The organism is Bacteroidota bacterium, assembly GCA_020402865.1.
Taxonomy (GTDB): Bacteria; Bacteroidota; Bacteroidia; order Palsa-965; family Palsa-965.
Genome location: JADBYT010000009.1, coordinates 120,144 through 137,526, shown reverse-complemented (window position 1 = coordinate 137,526; position 17,383 = coordinate 120,144). Strand labels below are relative to the sequence as shown.

12 protein-coding genes and 1 other RNA gene are annotated in these 17,383 nt (G+C 45.6%); 8 read left to right on the top strand and 5 right to left on the bottom strand.

The features are described 5' to 3' along the window. Positions 1–34: 34 nt before the first annotated feature. Positions 35–1,810, bottom strand: coding sequence for a signal peptide peptidase SppA (gene sppA / locus IM638_07855; protein ID MCA6362937.1), 1,776 nt, complete (start codon positions 1,808–1,810; stop codon positions 35–37). Between the two features lie 55 nt (positions 1,811–1,865). On the opposite strand from sppA, the gene folK reads away from it, so the two are divergent. The 4 genes from folK to IM638_07835 all read left to right on the top strand — a co-directional run bounded on the left by folK (position 1,866) and on the right by IM638_07835 (position 8,390). Continuing rightward, complete coding sequence (folK, locus tag IM638_07850) at positions 1,866–2,387, top strand: 2-amino-4-hydroxy-6-hydroxymethyldihydropteridine diphosphokinase (protein MCA6362936.1); 522 nt, start codon at positions 1,866–1,868, stop codon at positions 2,385–2,387. Next, positions 2,387–3,022 (top strand): deoxynucleoside kinase, encoded by a 636-nt coding sequence (locus tag IM638_07845; protein MCA6362935.1) that lies wholly within the window; start codon positions 2,387–2,389, stop codon positions 3,020–3,022. Before folK ends, IM638_07845 begins: the two co-directional genes overlap by 1 nt. 107 nt (positions 3,023–3,129) lie before the next feature. Further along, entirely contained in the window at positions 3,130–4,845 is a 1,716-nt protein-coding gene (locus IM638_07840; protein MCA6362934.1) for a hypothetical protein, read from the top strand. 242 nt (positions 4,846–5,087) lie between these two features. Beyond that, entirely contained in the window at positions 5,088–8,390 is a 3,303-nt protein-coding gene (locus IM638_07835) for a glycosyl hydrolase (GenBank protein MCA6362933.1), read from the top strand. Positions 8,391–8,468: 78 nt separating this feature from the next. Here the strand turns inward: IM638_07835 and IM638_07830 are convergent, their stop codons facing one another. Continuing rightward, positions 8,469–9,668, bottom strand: coding sequence for an alanine dehydrogenase (locus tag IM638_07830; protein MCA6362932.1), 1,200 nt, complete (start codon positions 9,666–9,668; stop codon positions 8,469–8,471). Between the two features lie 162 nt (positions 9,669–9,830). Here IM638_07830 and ssrA point away from each other — a divergent pair. After that, positions 9,831–10,196, top strand: a transfer-messenger RNA (tmRNA) gene (gene ssrA, locus IM638_07825). Between the two features lie 190 nt (positions 10,197–10,386). Here ssrA and IM638_07820 read toward each other — a convergent pair. The 3 genes from IM638_07820 to IM638_07810 form a co-directional block, all read right to left on the bottom strand. Next, on the bottom strand, positions 10,387–11,394 hold the full coding sequence (locus IM638_07820) for a response regulator (protein MCA6362931.1): 1,008 nt from the start codon (positions 11,392–11,394) through the stop codon (positions 10,387–10,389). 1 nt (position 11,395) lies between these two features. Continuing rightward, the gene (locus IM638_07815; GenBank protein MCA6362930.1) at positions 11,396–12,910 is read right to left on the bottom strand and encodes a HAMP domain-containing histidine kinase; all 1,515 of its coding nucleotides are present in this window, start codon (positions 12,908–12,910) and stop codon (positions 11,396–11,398) included. A 421-nt stretch (positions 12,911–13,331) separates the two neighbouring features. Then, on the bottom strand, positions 13,332–14,327 hold the full coding sequence (locus IM638_07810) for an ADP-heptose--LPS heptosyltransferase (GenBank protein MCA6362929.1): 996 nt from the start codon (positions 14,325–14,327) through the stop codon (positions 13,332–13,334). A gap of 515 nt (positions 14,328–14,842) precedes the next feature. On the opposite strand from IM638_07810, the gene IM638_07805 reads away from it, so the two are divergent. The 3 genes from IM638_07805 (at position 14,843) to IM638_07795 (ending at position 17,371) form a co-directional block, all read left to right on the top strand. Then, on the top strand, positions 14,843–15,571 hold the full coding sequence (locus IM638_07805) for a hypothetical protein (protein MCA6362928.1): 729 nt from the start codon (positions 14,843–14,845) through the stop codon (positions 15,569–15,571). A 391-nt stretch (positions 15,572–15,962) separates the two neighbouring features. Continuing rightward, a complete protein-coding gene (locus tag IM638_07800) occupies positions 15,963–16,529 on the top strand; it encodes a DUF4255 domain-containing protein (GenBank protein MCA6362927.1) in 567 nt (188 codons plus the stop codon). A gap of 125 nt (positions 16,530–16,654) precedes the next feature. Continuing rightward, a complete protein-coding gene (locus IM638_07795; protein ID MCA6362926.1) occupies positions 16,655–17,371 on the top strand; it encodes a hypothetical protein in 717 nt (238 codons plus the stop codon). The last annotated feature ends 12 nt before the right edge of the window (positions 17,372–17,383 follow it).

Genomic DNA, 17,383 nt, shown 5'->3' with positions numbered 1-17,383 from the left:
GGTAGTTAGTATTTATGCCGGAGCGGGTTAAAACTTAACGAATCTCCACTTCGTATTCCATGCGTGCCTGTACGCCCCGCAACTGAAGCAGTTTGCGTGCACGCAGGAAGCGCCGGTATTCGTCGCTCAGCAGGCCGAGTTCATAATGAGCGGCGGCGAGGCGGGCTTCGGTGCCTGCATTTTTGAGGAAATCGTCGAACGGACTTTTCTGTGCGGGAAAGCTTTTTATGCTGTATTTCTTGCCCAGTTTGCCCATTTGTGCCGCTAAGGCAATGGCTTCCTGCAAGCCGCCCAGTTCGTCAACCAGCCCGATGCGCTTTGCATCCACACCGCTCCACACACGGCCCTGCCCGATGCTGTCAACCTGAGCCAGTGTGAGTTTTCGTCCTTCTGCCACGCGAGTGATAAAGGTTTGATAAACGTTTTCCACACCATCCTGAAACACCTGTGCTTCAAGTGTATCGGTGGCGCGCAGGGTGGTGCCAAAATCGGCATGGGGAGCAGAGTTTACAGTATCGTGTGTGAGGCCGATTTTGTTTTCGAGCATGTTTTTCAGGTTGGGCAGCAGGCCGAATACGCCGATGGAGCCGGTAATGGTGTTGGGCTGAGCCAGAATTTTATCGGCTGCGCAGGCAATGTAGTAGCCGCCGGAGGCCGCCACATCGCCCATAGAAACCACAATGGGCTTTTTACCTTTGGTGAGGCTTACTTCGCGCCAGATTACGTCAGAGGCCAGCGCACTTCCTCCGGGCGAGTTTACACGCAGCACAATGGCTTTTACATTATTGTCGTTGCGGGCATCGCTTATGGCCTGTGCAATGCGAGCCGAACCAATGGTTTCGTCGTCGCCCTGTCCGCTTTCTATGTCGCCCACGGCATACACCACAGCCACGGCGCCCTGATTTTCGTCCGTCTCTTCTTCGGGTGTTTCGGCTGCGGCATACTGGTACTTGCGCAAGGTTACCAGTGCCGGATTGTTACCACCACAACGTTGGGCGAGTAGGGGCATTATCTCATCGCTGTAAACCTGTTTATCAACCATGCGGAAGGAAATGGCTTCCTTCGAAGATCGGATCATAAGTCCGGCGGCCAGCGCTTGCAGCTGATTTTCGGGAATATTGCGCGAGCGGGAAATCCGCTGAAGCATTTGTTTCCAGAGCGCATTTACGTATGACGCGGTTTGCAAACGGTTCGATTCGCTCATTTTTTCGAGATCGAAAGGTTCAACCGCGCTTTTAAACTTGCCGTGGCGGAAAATCTGCACGTCAATCTCCAGCTTATCAAGCATTTTTTTGTAAAAGGTGATTTCTGCACTCAGGCCCACCCATTCAAGCCCGCCTTCAGGGTGTACAAGTACCTCGTCGGCCACGCTTGCTAAGTAGTAGCCTTTCTGCGCGTACATTTCACTGTAGCTGACCACAAATTTTCCTGATTGGCGGAAATCGGCCAGCGCATTGCGTATTTCTTCCACCGTAGCCATGCCTGCGGCCACGTCGGGCGCTTCGAGGTATATGCCTTTGATGTTGGCGTCAGTTTTAGCTTTTGCAATCTGGTCGAGAATAAGATTAAGGCCAATGCTGCTTTCTTCGCCGCTCAGTGCATTGAGTTTGGGAAACGGATTAAGCGGTTCGCGTTCAGCAATTGGTGCATCCAGTTTGAGGTGCAGCACACTGCCCGGAACCACCTCGGTTATCATCCGGTCGTCTTTAAAAGCCGATTTTACGCCACTTATCAGGATGATCACAAATACAATTCCCACAACAGCCACGCCCACAAGTGCGCCGAGCAGAGAGCCAAAAAAGTTTTTCATCAGAAATACGAATCTGTTTGATTGGATGCAAAGATACGCAGCATATCTTCGCACCATGCAGTCAAATTCCGTCAGGGCTTTTCTTTCGCTGGGTTCAAATCTGGGCAACCGGCTGCACATGTTGCATGCCGCACTTGAATTACTGCATCGGCATGATTCGGTAAAGGTTGTTTCTGTTTCGCCTGTTTACCAGACGGCTGCCTGGGGTAAGACCGAGCAGCCTGATTTTTTCAATTGTGCCGCGGAAATTTCCACCAGTCTGGCGCCCGAAGCCCTGCTTGATGTGCTTTTGGCTACCGAGCGAGCACTTGGGCGCGAAAGGCTGGAACGCTGGGGCCCGCGCACCATTGATATTGATCTGCTGTTCTGGGGCGATGTACAGCTTACCACCAACCGCCTTGTGGTTCCGCACCCCGAGCTCCATCGCCGTCGTTTTGTACTGTTGCCGCTGGCCGATATCGCCTCCGGTTTTATCCATCCCGGCGAAAAGGAAACCATTGCCAGCCTTGCCGCCCGCTGCCCTGATCTGCTGGACGTTACCGTTTTGCCTGAACCCATTTCACCACTCAGCTCATAATGTCTTATCCGCCTTACTCATACATCGCCATTGAAGGAAATATTGGTGCGGGCAAAACCACGCTCACACACCTGCTTGCGAACGAACTCGGAGCCGCCCCCCTGCTCGAAGAATTTGCCGATAATCCTTTTCTGGCCCCCTTTTACGAAAACCCCGAACGGTATGCCTTACCGCTCGAACTTTCCTTCCTCGAAGAGCGTTTCCGCCAGCAGAAAGCCGCAATGGATGGAAATAAAAGGTTAATTTCTGATTATATATGGGAAAAGTCGTTTGTTTTTGCCGGAGTAACCCTGCACGGGCACGAATGGGCGCTTTTTCAGCGGTTTTACAGGCATCTCGCCGGTCAGTTACGGAGTCCGGACCTGGTAATTTACCTGCATCGCTCCACATCCCGTCTTCAACAACAAATTGGTATGCGCGGAAGGAGTTATGAACAACAGATACCATCTGAATATTTAGACAAAGTAAGCGCCGGATACCACCGGTTTTTTAAAGAAGAACACCGCATGCCCGTGCTCTGGATCGAGGAAAACGACGAAAAACCGGTATCAGCCGAAGTAATGGCGAAATACATACTATCGATGATTTACGACCAACGGCCCCCCGGTTTGCATCCAATTGTCGCCCGTTTTTGATCGAATGATTTTTCCCGCCCATCCATCTACCGAAAAAACTACTTTCAGGTGTAAAGAATTTAATTAATTTTGCCGCGTACCTGAAAAAAGGATAATAAACCTTAATCATGAAAAACCACCTTTCTGCCCTCGGCCTCGCTGCGATTGCTGTTATGAGCCTTGCCTCATGCTCCGGTCTCAAGAAAATGGCGAAAAAAGAGCCGACCGTAGTTTACACTGTTACTCCCTGTCCGCTTGAAATGCACGGCGACAGCGTAGCTGTTACGGTTAACGTAACCTACCCGGCCAAGTATTTTGCTAAAAAAGCTGTACTTACCGTTACTCCCGAAATGGGCGGTATTAAGTTTAAATCGGCTACCCTGCTCGGCGAAAAAGCGCAGGGAACCGGTACCCGCATCAATTACAAAACGGGTGGTTCTTTCACCTATACCGATAAAGTAGCTTACAACGCTTCAATGGACAATGCCAACCTCGTAGTAAAAGCTACCGGTCAGGTAAAATCCAAAACAAAAGATATGCCCGAGCGCGCTATCTGCAACGACATCAAACTCACCCCCCAGCTGCTGATGAACACCGATAAGTCGGTAATCGGTGCTGACAAATTCGTGAAGTTTGTGAATCGTTCAGCCGAAGGCAAAATTTACTACGAAATCAACAAATCAAACGTTCGTCCGAACGAAATGAAATCAGAAGGCATGAAGCCCCTGAACGATTTTGTAGCACTTGGCAAAGGCAAAGCCTACGAGTTTAAAGGCGCTACCATTTCTTCCTATGCCTCACCTGATGGTGAAATGTCACTCAACGAAAACCTGGCCGAAGAGCGTTTTACCTCCGCTAAAGGCGCTATGGTGAACATGGCTAAAGACAAAAAGAGCCCGCTTCCCGCTGCTCAGGCCGAAACTTTCTACACCAAGCAAACCACCGCCGAAGACTGGGCTGGTTTCCAGGACCTCATGTCTAAGTCGTCTATCAAAGACAAAGACATCATCCTTAACGTACTCCGTCAGTATCCTGATGGCGAAAAGCGTGAGCAGGAAATCAAAAACATTGCTGCTGCCTACGAAGAAGTAGCCCGCGACATTCTCCCCCAGCTCCGTCGTTCGGTAATCACCTTCAACGCTGTAGAATACAGCCGCACGGATGCCCGCATTCTGGAGCTCGCCCGCAAATCGGCCGACAGCCTTTCTGTAGAAGAAATTCTTTATGCAGCTACGCTTACCACCGACGTAAACGAGAAACTTACCTTCTACCGTTCGGCCGAGCGTATGTATCCCAACGACTGGCGTACCTCTAACAACGTAGGTTGCATCCTGCTCCAGCAGAACAAACTTCAGGACGCAAAAGCCCAGTTTGACAAAGCAGCCAAAGTTTCGGCTAACAACCCCATCATCATGAACAACCAGGCTATCTGCATGCGTTGGATGGGCGACCGCAAAGGCGCTAAAGAAATGCTCAAAAAAGCTGGTGCAGCTGGTCCGGAAGTAAACTACAACCTCGGTATTATTGCTGTTCAGGATGGTATGTACACCGATGCTGTTTCTTATTTCGGCAGCAATAAAGATTTCAATGCGGCTCTTGCTCAGGTACTCAACGGCGATCTCGACGGTGCTTCACGCACACTTGATGCCAGCCCCGACAAAGAATCTGCTATGGCTTACTACCTCCGCGCCATCATTGGTGCCCGCAAAGGCGACACTGCGATGATGAACAACAACCTGCGCACTGCAATCAGCAAAGATGGTTCACTGAAAGCAAAAGCTGCTCAGGACGCTGAATTCCAGAAATACAAAGATGATTCTGAGTTCAAGTCAATCACTCAGTAATCTGTTTTAATAATTATAGAAACCCGCTTCGGTATTCCCGGAGCGGGTTTTTTGCTTTCTTGTCATTTCCCGGCTCCGCCCGAAATGACAAGGAATGGGATGCTTTTCGGGATGACAGTAAAGGATAATCTCATTTGTCATTTCGGGCGTAGCCGGGAAATGACAGATTTTCCACCGTTCATCACAACCTACTTCATTATTTCACATAACCGGTTAGCTTTGCATTACCACACAGATAAACTATGAACTATCTATCCTTGTTACTCGTGTCGGCAGCGGTTGTTGGTTTTACACCGCTACAGGCACAGAAAAAAGGCGGCGCACCTGTGGCCGCTGCGACCGAAAAGCCCAAAGAGGCACATCTCGATCCGGCCAGCTATTCGGCACTTAATTTCCGCAGCATCGGACCGGCTGTAACTTCAGGACGCATAGGCGATATTGCCGTGCATCCTTATGATAAATCAATCTGGTACATTGTAGCGGCTTCCGGCGGTGTATGGAAAACGGTGAATGCCGGCGTAACCTTCGAGCCTGTATTTGATGGCGAAGGTTCATACTCCATCGGTTGCGTGGCACTTGATCCGCAAAACCCCAATGTGGTGTGGATTGGTTCGGGAGAAAACAATAACCAGCGTAGTGTAGGTTACGGCGATGGTTTGTACAAATCAGAAGATGGTGGCAAAAGCTGGAAGAATGTGGGGCTGAAAACTTCAGAGCACATTGGCCGTATTGCCATTGATCCCACCAATTCCGATGTGGTTTTTGTAGCTGCTTATGGGCCGCTCTGGTCGGCTGGCGGCGAGCGTGGTATTTACAAAACCATTGATGGCGGCAAAACCTGGAAAGCTGTGCTAACTGTAAGTGAAAATACGGGCTTCAACGATGTACTCATCGACCCGAAGCATCCGAACATTGTGTATGCAGCTGCGCACCAGCGCCGCCGCCACGAGTGGACGTATGTGGGCGGAGGACCGGAAACAGCTGTTTACCGCAGTACCGACGGTGGTGCCAATTGGGACAAGCTTACGAATGGTCTTCCCAAAGGTGATGTAGGCCGCATTGGCCTTGCCATTTCGCCGGTGAATACCGATATGGTTTACGCTATTGTGGAAGCACGGGACGGAAAAGGCGTGTACCGCAGTACCGACCGTGGCGCAAGCTGGGAAAAGCGTGGCGGATATTCCACCTCCGGCAACTACTATCAGGAAATTGTATGCGATCCGGTAAATCCTGATCGTGTGTATGCTATGGATGTATGGATACAGGTGTCCAACGATGGCGGAAAAACATTCTCCGGCCTCGGCGAACGTAACAAGCATGTGGATAATCATGCACTTTGGATTGATCCTTTAAACACTAACCACATGCTGGCCGGCTGCGACGGTGGCTTGTATGAAACATTTGACGCGGCTGCCAACTGGCATTACAAAGCCAATCTGCCCATTACCCAGTTTTATCATGTAACTGTGGACAATGCCCTGCCGTTTTACAATGTGTATGGCGGCACGCAGGACAACAATACACTTGGCGGGCCTTCGCGCACGGTAAGTGCTACCGGAATAATCAATTCCGACTGGTTTGTAACTGTGGGCGGCGACGGATTCAAGAGTGTGGTTGATCCCACCGATCCGAATATTGTGTATTCCCAGTGGCAGTATGGTGGCCTTGTACGCTACGACCGCCGCACCGGCGAACAGATTGACATTAAACCCCAGGAGCCTGCCGGTGCTGCAGCTTACCGCTGGAACTGGGATGCGCCTATTTTAATCAGTCATTTTGATAATAAGCGCGTTTACTTTGCAGCCAATGTAGTTTTCCGAAGCAATGACCGTGGCAATTCATGGAACGCAGTAAGCAGCGACCTCAGTCGTGGTATTGACCGCAACAAACTGCCTGTAATGGGTAAGGTGTGGGGCATGGATGCGGTAGCTAAAAACGGCTCTACATCAATTTACGGAAACGTAACTGCACTGTCTGAATCGTGGAAGAACGAAAACCTGCTTGTGGCCGGTACCGACGACGGGCTGATTCAGATTACCACCGATGGTGGTAAAAACTGGCGCAAAGTTGAAACTGTAGCCGGTGTGCCCAATCAGACACTTGTGCAAAACGTGCTTGCTTCACGTCACGATGAGAATGTGATTTACGCGGTGTTCAACAATCACCGCAGCGGCGATTTCAAGCCGTATCTGATGAAGAGCAGCGATAAGGGAAATACCTGGACCAATATTGGCAGCACATTACCTGAGCGTGGTTCAGTGTACTGCATTACGGAAGATTCGAAAAATCCGAATCTGATTTTTGCAGGTACTGAATTTGGCATGCACTTTTCGGCCGACGGTGGTAAAAACTGGGTGCAGCTCAACGGTGGTTTGCCCACAGTTGCCGTGCGCGAAATTGCCATTCAGGAACGCGAAAACGATCTGGTGATTGCCACATTCGGTCGCGGTTTTTATATCCTCGATGATTATTCGCCCCTGCAAAATATTACCCCCGAAACCTTCAAACAAACAGCTGCCGTGCTTCCCGTGCGCGACGGACTGGCGTTTATTCAGTCCACACCTTTCGGACACAAAGGCAAATCGTTTCAGGGCGCTTCACTCTACAATACAGAAACTCCCGGACCGGGTGCCACCATTACGTGGTATCTGAAAGACGATTACAAAACGCTGAAAGAAATTCGCAAGGCGAAAGAAAAGGAGCTGGTAAAAAATAATAAGCCGGTTCCGTATCCTTCAGCCGACAGTATTCGTCTGGAAGATCAGGAAGAAGCGCCTTATATTCTGATGGTAATTGCCGATGAGCAGGGCAACATTGTGCGCCGCATGAAACAATCGGCCAAAAAAGGTTTGCACCGCACTACGTGGAACGGTCGCATCGAGCGTACCAGCCCGGTTTCGTTTTATACGCCCGATCCTGATAACCCATACGAAAGCGAAGATGTGGGCCCGCTGGCCTTGCCCGGCCGTTATCAGACCTATCTTGTGAAAGTAGTAAACGGTGTGAGCGAGCAAATCACACAACCCGTATTCTTCAACCTGCGCACACTGCTTACGCCCACACTGGCTGTGGATGCTGCGAAACTGGCCGATTTCAACAAACGTCTGGCCGATTTCCGTCGCGTGGCACTTGGTACCGAGGCTTACATGCAGGATCAGCGCAGCCGCATCAAATTTTTGAAGCAGGCCGTGCTGCAAACACCCAATGCATCGCCCGAATTGCTTAAACAAATCCGCGAAGCCGAAAACATGCTTACCGCATTGAACATTGCGTTCAACGGTGATCAGTCGATGGCCGGCCGCGAGTTTGAAACATTGCCCGGTCTCACCGGTGTAATTGAAAATATTGTGTTTAACCTTTGGGCCACCAGCGGCCAGCAAACCGGCACTTACGAACAGAAGCTGGCCGATGCCAAAACACAGTTTGCTCCGCTCTACGCGCAGGTAAAACAAGCCGACGAAAAACTTGCTGCGATTGAAAAGCAGCTTGAAAATTCGAAAGCTCCCTACACCCCGGGCCGCCTGCCGGTTTGGGATGGCAAGTAAGCAATAAATGAAAACTGAAAAGCGCCTGTTGCAAGTAATGCAGCAGGCGCTTTTGGCTGGCAGCTTGTGGGTAATAAATTATGCTTTGGCGTAGTTTGCAAGGTATTCAAACCTCGGCATGAGTTTGCCGTTTTTGCAAATACTGGCGCGGTCAATGAGTTCGTCAGTATCGTTACCGAGAAGGGCCGGAATTACTTTTTCCATGAGTTCCTTACCGAAGTTCTCGGAAGCATCGCGCGGCAGTTCACAAGGCAGATTGTCCACAGCCATTACCGTAATTTCATCTTTACCGAATGCTTTATCGGTAAGCTGTTCGGTTTCGGGATTGTAGCCGTAGAAAGGTTCGGCAATGGTGCTGGGGCGCATGGTGCTGGGAATGGAGCCGTCGATATCGCAGGTTACATCGGCTATTACGCTGATGCGGAAATCGGGTGTGCGCATAGACGCTTTTTCAAACAGGCGCGGCGCTTTCGGATTCCAGTATGAGCAATGAATGAGCAGGTCGCAATGCGGTGTGTATTTACCGAATGTGCTGCGGAATTCCTCCGGATGCGAATAAAAGCGTTGTGTATCCCACTGACTTCCGTCGAGCGGCTCGTTGTAATTATTGGAGTGAAGCTGGGTGTACACCGCTTCGCGGAATGAGTAATGAGTGAACTCGTAAGGGGTAACGCGGCGCAGCCCGAGAAAACCGAGCAGGGCAATGGCGCCGTTTGCTACGCGGCCATTTCCGGTAATGATGAGTTGTATGTTTGGCAGGCGCACTTTGCGGAGTTCTTCCTTTAACTCCTGCATGTCGTGGCATAGCCAGGCCGGCTTCAGATCAAAGAAGCCGAAACGAAGTCCGTAGCCGCGGATACCGTTGTAGGCGCCCACAATGCCGGCGTAATAGCCAAAACCGATAATGCGGTTAAATTCCGGATCGGTGAGGCATTCGTAATCAATCATTTGTATGCGCTTCTCGATGAGCGCCAGCATGAGTTTTTTGTTGTGCGGTTGTTCTTTAATGGTGTGTGAAAAGAACAGGTATTGTTTACCCGGGATCAGATCGGCAACCGGAACTTCTTTAATGCCCATAAGTACGTCGCAGTCTGAAAGATCTTCGGCCAGTGTTACGCCGGCCGCGCGGTATTCATCATCAGAAAAGCCACGCCATTCACTGGGCTGTACCCGTATTTCAACGTTTAAATCGCGTTGCAGGGCTACGCATTGAGCAGGCGTAAAGGGAACGCGTTTGTCGCGGGGCTGTTTGCCTTCGCGGAGAATTCCAATTTTCATAGTTGTATGCCGCTTCCGGGAATGAATGCAAAGGGTCCGGAAAGCCCGCAAAGATACGATTTATAGGCCTTTGCGCGATTGATAATGGCTGCAGAATTGGCTTGGAAAAATGAAATTTGACAAAGCCCGCTGCAATTGCGTACCTTTGTACAACTTCTTACCGGGGCCGACCGGTTTTGACAGCGGGTTGGCGGGTGTGTAAGCATGCCGGGCATTGGGAAAGTGGCCCGTAAATCTCAATTCTCAAAACAACAACTGGCGAGTCTAACTACGCCCTTGCTGCTTAATACAAGGTATTAACCGGCAATGCTTCGCGGGAAGCCCTGCCTTATGGCGGCCCGATCCGAAGCACCGAAAAGATAAGGCTGGTGCAGTAAGGTTCCGCGTCTGCACGACATTAAGGAACTAAGGAAACAGTAGGTGCGCTTCTGGACCGGCTTTTTCCCTACAATGAATAAGAAGCTACGCATGTAGAAAGCACAGTCGTTGCTTGTTTGGACGAGAGTTCGATTCTCTCCGGCTCCACAGATCATTAAAAGCGTCCTCAGTAGGGACGCTTTTTTTATCATATAATCAGAGAAATATAGCCCTGCATATTAAACAGAGTTCCATCTTAACGTGCCCCATGAAGTAGATAGGCAAACACAGTACGTTTGACCTCTACATGTACCATCCCAACCGACAGCCGAATGCTAGGTTGATTTTTACATCTTTACTTTTAGAAATACTGAGTAATTCCTGTATCAATAATTTCTTTCTTTTGATCCTTCATTATATTTGTCTGTCGTGAGGAAATTTTTTTAGTTTGTTTATAAAAAATAATCTGTATTAGTTGGTATGAACCACAAAATGTACAACTTTTACAAAGTACACCCCTAAATTCCATATAAACAGGGGCATACTCGAAAATTCGTTTTACAATATAATTTGAGTTCAAATCAGAAGGTTGAGCTGGTAAAGTATAAGTCGTCTTTCTCTTTTTTGTTAAAATCTTACTCGTTGAAGTAGAAAGGGAAAGTTTCTTATTAATTTCAGTATTAATACCTATCTTTAATAAATCAAGTTTTTTACTTGAGAAAGCAAAACCCGATTTTATCTTCTGCTCAAAGTCTTCGTTTAGTATTATCGCTTCTTCATAAGTAAAAGTATCTTCGAATTCTAAATTTTGTCCGGCATTTACTTCTACAGTTGTTATCCACTTATTGTCAAAGATAAAATTATCGTTTATTTTTTCTATACTCAAAAAATGAAAATTGACAGTATGCTGTGTCGAGAAAAATTTTCTCAAGAACGAAACTTCATCAGATAAAATGATAGGAAAATTGGCTACTTGATGCTGTCTAGCAAAATCAATTTCATATCTTGTATAAAGTTCAAATACTTTTTCAGGAAGAAGAGCAATTTGTGATTTTTCAAGAAAAGAAAGAAAGCCTGATAAATAGGCATCACTTACCTCTTGCCTATCCGCTTCCCCACTAAACATTAAAGCCTTGACCAAAGGGTTGATATTTTGGATTTCTCTATATAAATCCGTACCTTTTTTGTTAGGCATTCTTTGATCAAGAACAACTACTTTAATTGCGTATCTTTTTACTATTTCTAAAGCTTCCGCTGGGTTGTCAGTTGTTATTACAGCGAATCTATATTTAGCCTCAATTAAATCTCCAAAATCCTTCGCGGCATTTGGAGCATCATCTACTATCAGAATTTCCGGAATAATATTCATATTATTGACTATTTTTAAAAGGAATCGAAATTGTAGCTATGACTACATTTTTATCTATCTCAAAAGCTATTGATCCTTTATAGTGCCCTTCGACTAAATGCCTTGCAATAAACAAGCCAGTACCTGTGTGATCATGTTTAGAGGAAAAACCTGGAGTATTTAACTGATTAATTGTAAGGGGATTTTGCGTCTCGTTCTCAATTTTAATATTAATCATTGAGTCTAACGTTTGAAATGCTATTAGAATATTTTTGTTTGGAGGAGAGGCCTTTATAGCGTTTTCCACCAATGGAAGTATTACCGCTAATAAATAATTAGTCGAATACGCTGGAAATTTATCGGGCATATTAAGAATAAAATTAACCTCTTTTTCCATGCTCTCTTTATAGAAGTTTGCTGCGTCCTGTAATTTAGATCTCAAAAAATCTGGTGAAGATTCAGATGAAGGCGTTACGAAGGCTAATTCCCTATATGCAGACAGAACGGCCTTACATATATCGACGCTTGTTTTAATGGTGGAAACTGCTGTTTTAAATTTACCTTCATTTTCAAAAAAAAGGCTAGGATTTTGGTTAAATATTATGATTTTTGACTCAATCTGAGAAAGTGGAGTAATCAGAAAGTGATTGAGCTCACGAATGAAATTTTGATTTTGGGAATTCGAATATGGCCCTAACTTTTCATGAAGCGATTCATCATTTTTTATATCTAGCTTTGAATTAATATCATGAATTGCCCTTACTATCTCAGCAATATTTCGGTCGTCAGTGTTAGATTGTTTTGGAGAATTATTAGAGTTGGAGTTTATCTTGATGATGACAGACTCTATTAAATTACTTTGACGTGCGGTTAGTTCTTCAAGTTTTCTGAAATTTATTTCAAAAATATGTTGAAACTCCTCATATAGGTTTTGCCGTATTTTAATATCAAATTCCCTGAATCTATACTTTTCATTTGTATCGTAATAAGAAGAGTCATTTGACGAGCGCCCATCCTTATCTAAAAGATAAAGCAGGAGTCCTTCTTGTCTTTTTCTTTTTGATTTATCTGTAAAACCGAATAATATAAAACTAAACAGGATCAAAGCTAGAATCGGAAGCCAAAACGAAAAAATTATCTTTGGATAATTATTGCTAAACTCGTTTAGGATAGATAACGGGGTATTTATGTCTGTGAAGTTGACATTTATAATAAATGGAATTGCTGAGAAAAAAATAGAGAAACCAACACATATTCTCCAATGAATTTCGATTTGTTCTCTTTTTATCAAAGAACAGATAGCCAAGTTTATTATAGCAATGATATTTTCTATTTTCCAAAGCAAAACAGAAGTATTTAATGCAAGCAGAGATTTAGCCAAAAAGAATGAAAATCCAATAAAAACAAATGGTATTAGCGATGTATAAATATTAATGTCGTCCATATCATCTGAATCAGTCGCTGGATAAAGTATAATGAGACTACCAAGTATTGCTGATAAAGAAAGTATAAATAATACCCAAGTGAAAATTTCCATATTCGAATTATGCTAGGTTTGACTCTATAAACATATATGAACTTGGAGAATATAGTCGGTAATAATCGCTTGTAAACGAATAGGGTGCGACTTGTGCACGAATGTTGTAATGCGATCAATATCCTCCTTTAAAAATTTCTCCAAATCCTCCCTCAAAAGATTCGAACGTTGTTGCTCTCCGGCTCCACAGATCAGATAACCGGATCAATTTATTTTGATCCGGTTATTTATTTTCCCTTTATACAGCCTCTCAGCATTCCTGGTAAATGGTTGATTTTTTGCATAATGAAGCATTGTTCAATTATACAAACCAGTACCAATAACCAGTGCTGTTGTGTTACTAATTATGCATATTAAACCGATTTTATGATTTTGATAGGAAGTATAACCGTGGTTAGCTTCTTTAACGAATAGACTGCAACTATGATTGTGTTGTTTGCTGTGTCACTTTATTCATATCATTAAACATTAAAGCTCCGCCCTCATAGTAAAGTGATATTCTCCGTATCACTTCTTCGGCACTGATCATGTCGAGGCAGCGTGGGAGATTGCCCACCACATCCACGCAAAGGTTTTCGGGTTTATCTTTTTCGTCACCATCGCCGAGTGGTTTTACACGTGCTTTCCAGCAACCGCCATTGTCGCAACACATGAGTGCGCCGTTGGTGTGTATAAACTGATGATGCGGATAGGCTTCCCACTGCGAAGGTTCACGGCCACCGGCTACAACTACACATGCTCTGTTTCGCGGATGGCCGGGTTTGGTTTCTACAGCTGCTGCAAGGTGCATACCCAAACTTACGGGCGAAAGTACGCCGGCCGAATGATAAACAAGCCTGACCAGTTGCCTCAGGTTGGTTTTGCCGCGCAGATCAATCACATTGTGAAGCGCCGGATGATGGTGATTGTTTTCACCAACCTGTACAAACCGGATTTTGCCCCTGAAATGATCAACAACCTGCTGATACCGTTCCTGTGCCCACCATTTGGCTGTAAAATCATATTTCCCGCCTGCAAATACAATCCAGAAAGGTGAATCGTCGCCCGTAATTTCCTGTACCTGCGACATCCATGCCTTTTCCTGCGGCGTAAGGTGAATGTCGCCCCGAAAATGGTGCGGACTTAGAGTAAGGTTGAGTTTTTGATTCAGAAAATCAATAAACCCGAAGATAAAATGATAGGGCGTGGTATTACTCCGGTGTATTAACGGGTATTCACAACGAATTTTCTGTGCCTGCGGGTCAGTATCCTGAATTGGGGTGATGTAGGGGTTGTTTTCCCATAAATCAGGACAAGGCGTGCGTACATCGGTAAGATACCGGCCGGGATAATTAAGGTGTAGATCACGCACTGCGGCAGTAAGCATGACAATATCACCGGGCGACTGGTAGTTCTGCAGGATTAATTTATTAACCATTTCATAATTGATTTATCAAGGGCTGCGTTCGAAATACGCATATAAATACGTGTTTTCTGTTCAATAAATTTATAAAGTTTTGTATTGAATGTCGGATTTTTTAATATTGGTTCTGTTTGCTGGATGTAAATAAAGATAAACCAGCACACGGATGAGTCCGGCACAACTCGTTTTAACAGTTCAATAACCTTTAGTGGCTGTGAAAGAATTTTGTTGTGCTTTGATTTCTCTCTTGTTCAAGACCGTATTAACCAACTTCCCGTTCGGCAGAATTACCTGCGTTTGATTAAAATTAGCGCAGCTTGAACGAGAAAACATGCCATCAGCAGGATGAAAATCCTTTAACAGTTTCTTAAAGCCGTATTCTGACACACATACAGAAAAATATCGTTATAGGCTGCGACAGTCGATCGCGTCTTTCGGCTGTTATCAGTAACATCCGGAACGATTCGTATTTTGCCTACACGATTCTTACGGCTAACTCCTATGATGATATTTCGGCATTTGTGCAGGAAATGCATGTCGATTTGCTTATATTAAATTTCAGTGCGATACAAACCATACTCAACGATTTTCATCGTCTTCCGGGGTGTGCATTTACTCCTGTTATTTGCCTGACCGGGTCCACATGTCGCGAAATTCTTCGCTGGAATCATGATCAGGTTGTATTTGTCTTTCCCGAAAATGCCGATGCGGCGGGGCAGTCTTTCAGTGCTCATTTGCATTCTATTCTTACACTGGCTGGTTCGCATCGCCCTTCAGCGATACAGACACATCCGGGCTCGCTGGTTGTACCTGCAGCGCTTTCTGAAAACCGGAGCCTGAGCCGTTATGTGATGGAAATAGAACAGAAATCGCAGGTGCTTAACCGTGTACGTGAAAAAATAAGCAGCCTGTACCGCAATGTAGATGATTCGACCCGCAAAGAACTGCTTGCAATCGTTTCATCCATTAAATCATCAATGTCTAACACCCGACTTTGGGAAGATTTTAAGCTATATTACCAAAACACCGATCCCGATTTTCTCTTCAAATTAGCGAACCGTCATCCGGAGCTCACTTCACGTGATATTAAATATTGCTGCTACCTGAAAATGAATATGTCGAACGAAGACATTATGAATTTGCTGGGGATCAATCAGGAAAGTGTAAGAACACATAAGTACCGGCTCAAACGCAAACTGAACCTTCCAAAAAATACCAGTCTTGCGAGTTACCTGCAATGGGTTTCTTCCGAAGCGTAAAGCTGACTTTTGCTTTGTCGTTTAAACTTTACCCGATTTGTTTGTATTTATTCTTTTGGTTATCCTTTTAATAAGGATACTTCAGCTATTCGTCATCATTACTGTGTGCGTAGTAAATACCATCAGAAATTTCAACACAAATATCTTCTTTAAGCCCTTTCTGATTGAATAATTATGGAATTAAGCCAAACTTATTAACAGATCTTGTTGTTGTAATTATTCATTATTTGTTGAGTGACGCGATGTCTATGTTTTGTCTATGTTTTTTTAAAGGTTTCGTTTATTTTGTATATGATACGTTCATGCCGCATTTGTCAGTACTTGTTTGTGTAGTAATAGCTTTACAGTGCTTGCCAGGCCATCTTGTTAAAAGGCGCGGCAAGAACAGCACATGATCAATCAGGCCTTACAGTTTACACGTATTACACTGGACCAGTTTCTGCGTCAGCGTTTTCTTGTACAGGAAAGTAAGGTGATCCTGAACAAGCTCAACGATCCGTCGGGCAATGCTGCTAAGAAGAATGAAAACAGGGTTGTGATTACCCTGATCAATATTGAAAAGGAAGTAAACAAACAGTTTTACGGCCGTAGTCAGCGAACAGCAAGCGGAAGTTTTTCGGAGGTACAACCATTCGAGCGATACAATATTGATTTGCTAATCAGTTCGAATTTCGATGACTATTCTGAAACTTTAAAGTTTCTTAACGCTTCTATACTTTTTTTTCAGATTAATCCTTCTCTCACCGGTGCTTCGTTCGGAAATATACCACCGGGCATCAGTAAACTGGAGTTCGATATCGAGAAGATCACCTATCATCAGATGCATAGTTTGTGGACGGCTATGGGGGCGAATTATGTTCCATCTGTGATTTACAAGATGAGATTGGTTACCATTCAAGGCGAGGAGACCAGTGGTTATACTTCGGCCGTTTCGGGTGCAACAGCTAACGTATCATGAGTGCAACAAATTACATAAAGCTATTTAGTTTGCGTGCTTTTCACAGCTGGTACACAAACAATCAGTGCCTGTGTCTTCGTTACGGCCCTGATTCGCTGACCGGGCAGCTGATAAGCCGCTATGGTTTGCGTCAGCATATTCAACCGAATGGTTTTGATTTTTATGCGGCTACTTCAGAAAGTACGCTGCAAAATTACCTTAGTTATATCACCGCTGTTACCGGAGCATCTTCATTTTTATTTGAAATAACGAGTACACGAAGTGATTTCAGATTGATAACCGGATATCCTTCCGGCGCACCTGTTTCCATGAATTTTACCTCCGAAACGGTAACTACTGTTGATGAAGAGGTTGCTTATGAATTATCCCCTGAATTCAATCCGTCACCAGTCACGTCAGTAGTGGGTAATCTGACTGTGCGGTTTTCGGATTTAATTACATATCGGTCGGCAGGGAACGCACCGGCTTTTCAGATGAGGCTGAATGCGCGCACTACCGAATGGCAGTATTACATTATTCCCGGTGAGGGAGGCACACCTGATCATCCGACTATTACGGGCAAAGATGGTTTGCGCTTTGCAGGCCCTGAACCCGTAACTACGGTTTCGGACGAGAAGGCGATGCTTTTCACCAGTTATGAATTACTGCCTCTCAGTGAAGCACCAAGGTACAAACTGGATCTCGTCAGCGATCCTCTTGCAGGTAATTTCCCGAACGGGCCAAACCGAAATGAGAAGAAAATTCTTTTTAAGGGATTGCCCAATCCGGGAACTGAATTCTATGCAATGGCATCTGATGGAAGTTCTGACCGGATGGTTTCACCGATGTATGTCTATCTCTAATTACAAAAAATT

Excerpts from the sequence above, each read along its gene's own strand:
- IM638_07815 (MCA6362930.1), bottom strand. The coding sequence starts at position 12,910 with ATGGAAATTTTCACTTGGGTATTATTTATACTTTCTTTATCAGCAATA.
- folK (MCA6362936.1), top strand. The coding sequence starts at position 1,866 with ATGCAGTCAAATTCCGTCAGGGCTTTTCTTTCGCTGGGTTCAAATCTG.
- IM638_07830 (MCA6362932.1), bottom strand. The coding sequence starts at position 9,668 with ATGAAAATTGGAATTCTCCGCGAAGGCAAACAGCCCCGCGACAAACGC.
- IM638_07845 (MCA6362935.1), top strand. The coding sequence starts at position 2,387 with ATGTCTTATCCGCCTTACTCATACATCGCCATTGAAGGAAATATTGGT.
- IM638_07800 (MCA6362927.1), top strand. The coding sequence starts at position 15,963 with ATGATCAATCAGGCCTTACAGTTTACACGTATTACACTGGACCAGTTT.
- sppA (MCA6362937.1), bottom strand. The coding sequence starts at position 1,810 with ATGAAAAACTTTTTTGGCTCTCTGCTCGGCGCACTTGTGGGCGTGGCT.
- IM638_07820 (MCA6362931.1), bottom strand. The coding sequence starts at position 11,394 with ATGAATATTATTCCGGAAATTCTGATAGTAGATGATGCTCCAAATGCC.
- IM638_07810 (MCA6362929.1), bottom strand. The coding sequence starts at position 14,327 with ATGGTTAATAAATTAATCCTGCAGAACTACCAGTCGCCCGGTGATATT.
- IM638_07805 (MCA6362928.1), top strand. The coding sequence starts at position 14,843 with ATGCATGTCGATTTGCTTATATTAAATTTCAGTGCGATACAAACCATA.
- IM638_07835 (MCA6362933.1), top strand. The coding sequence starts at position 5,088 with ATGAACTATCTATCCTTGTTACTCGTGTCGGCAGCGGTTGTTGGTTTT.
- IM638_07840 (MCA6362934.1), top strand. The coding sequence starts at position 3,130 with ATGAAAAACCACCTTTCTGCCCTCGGCCTCGCTGCGATTGCTGTTATG.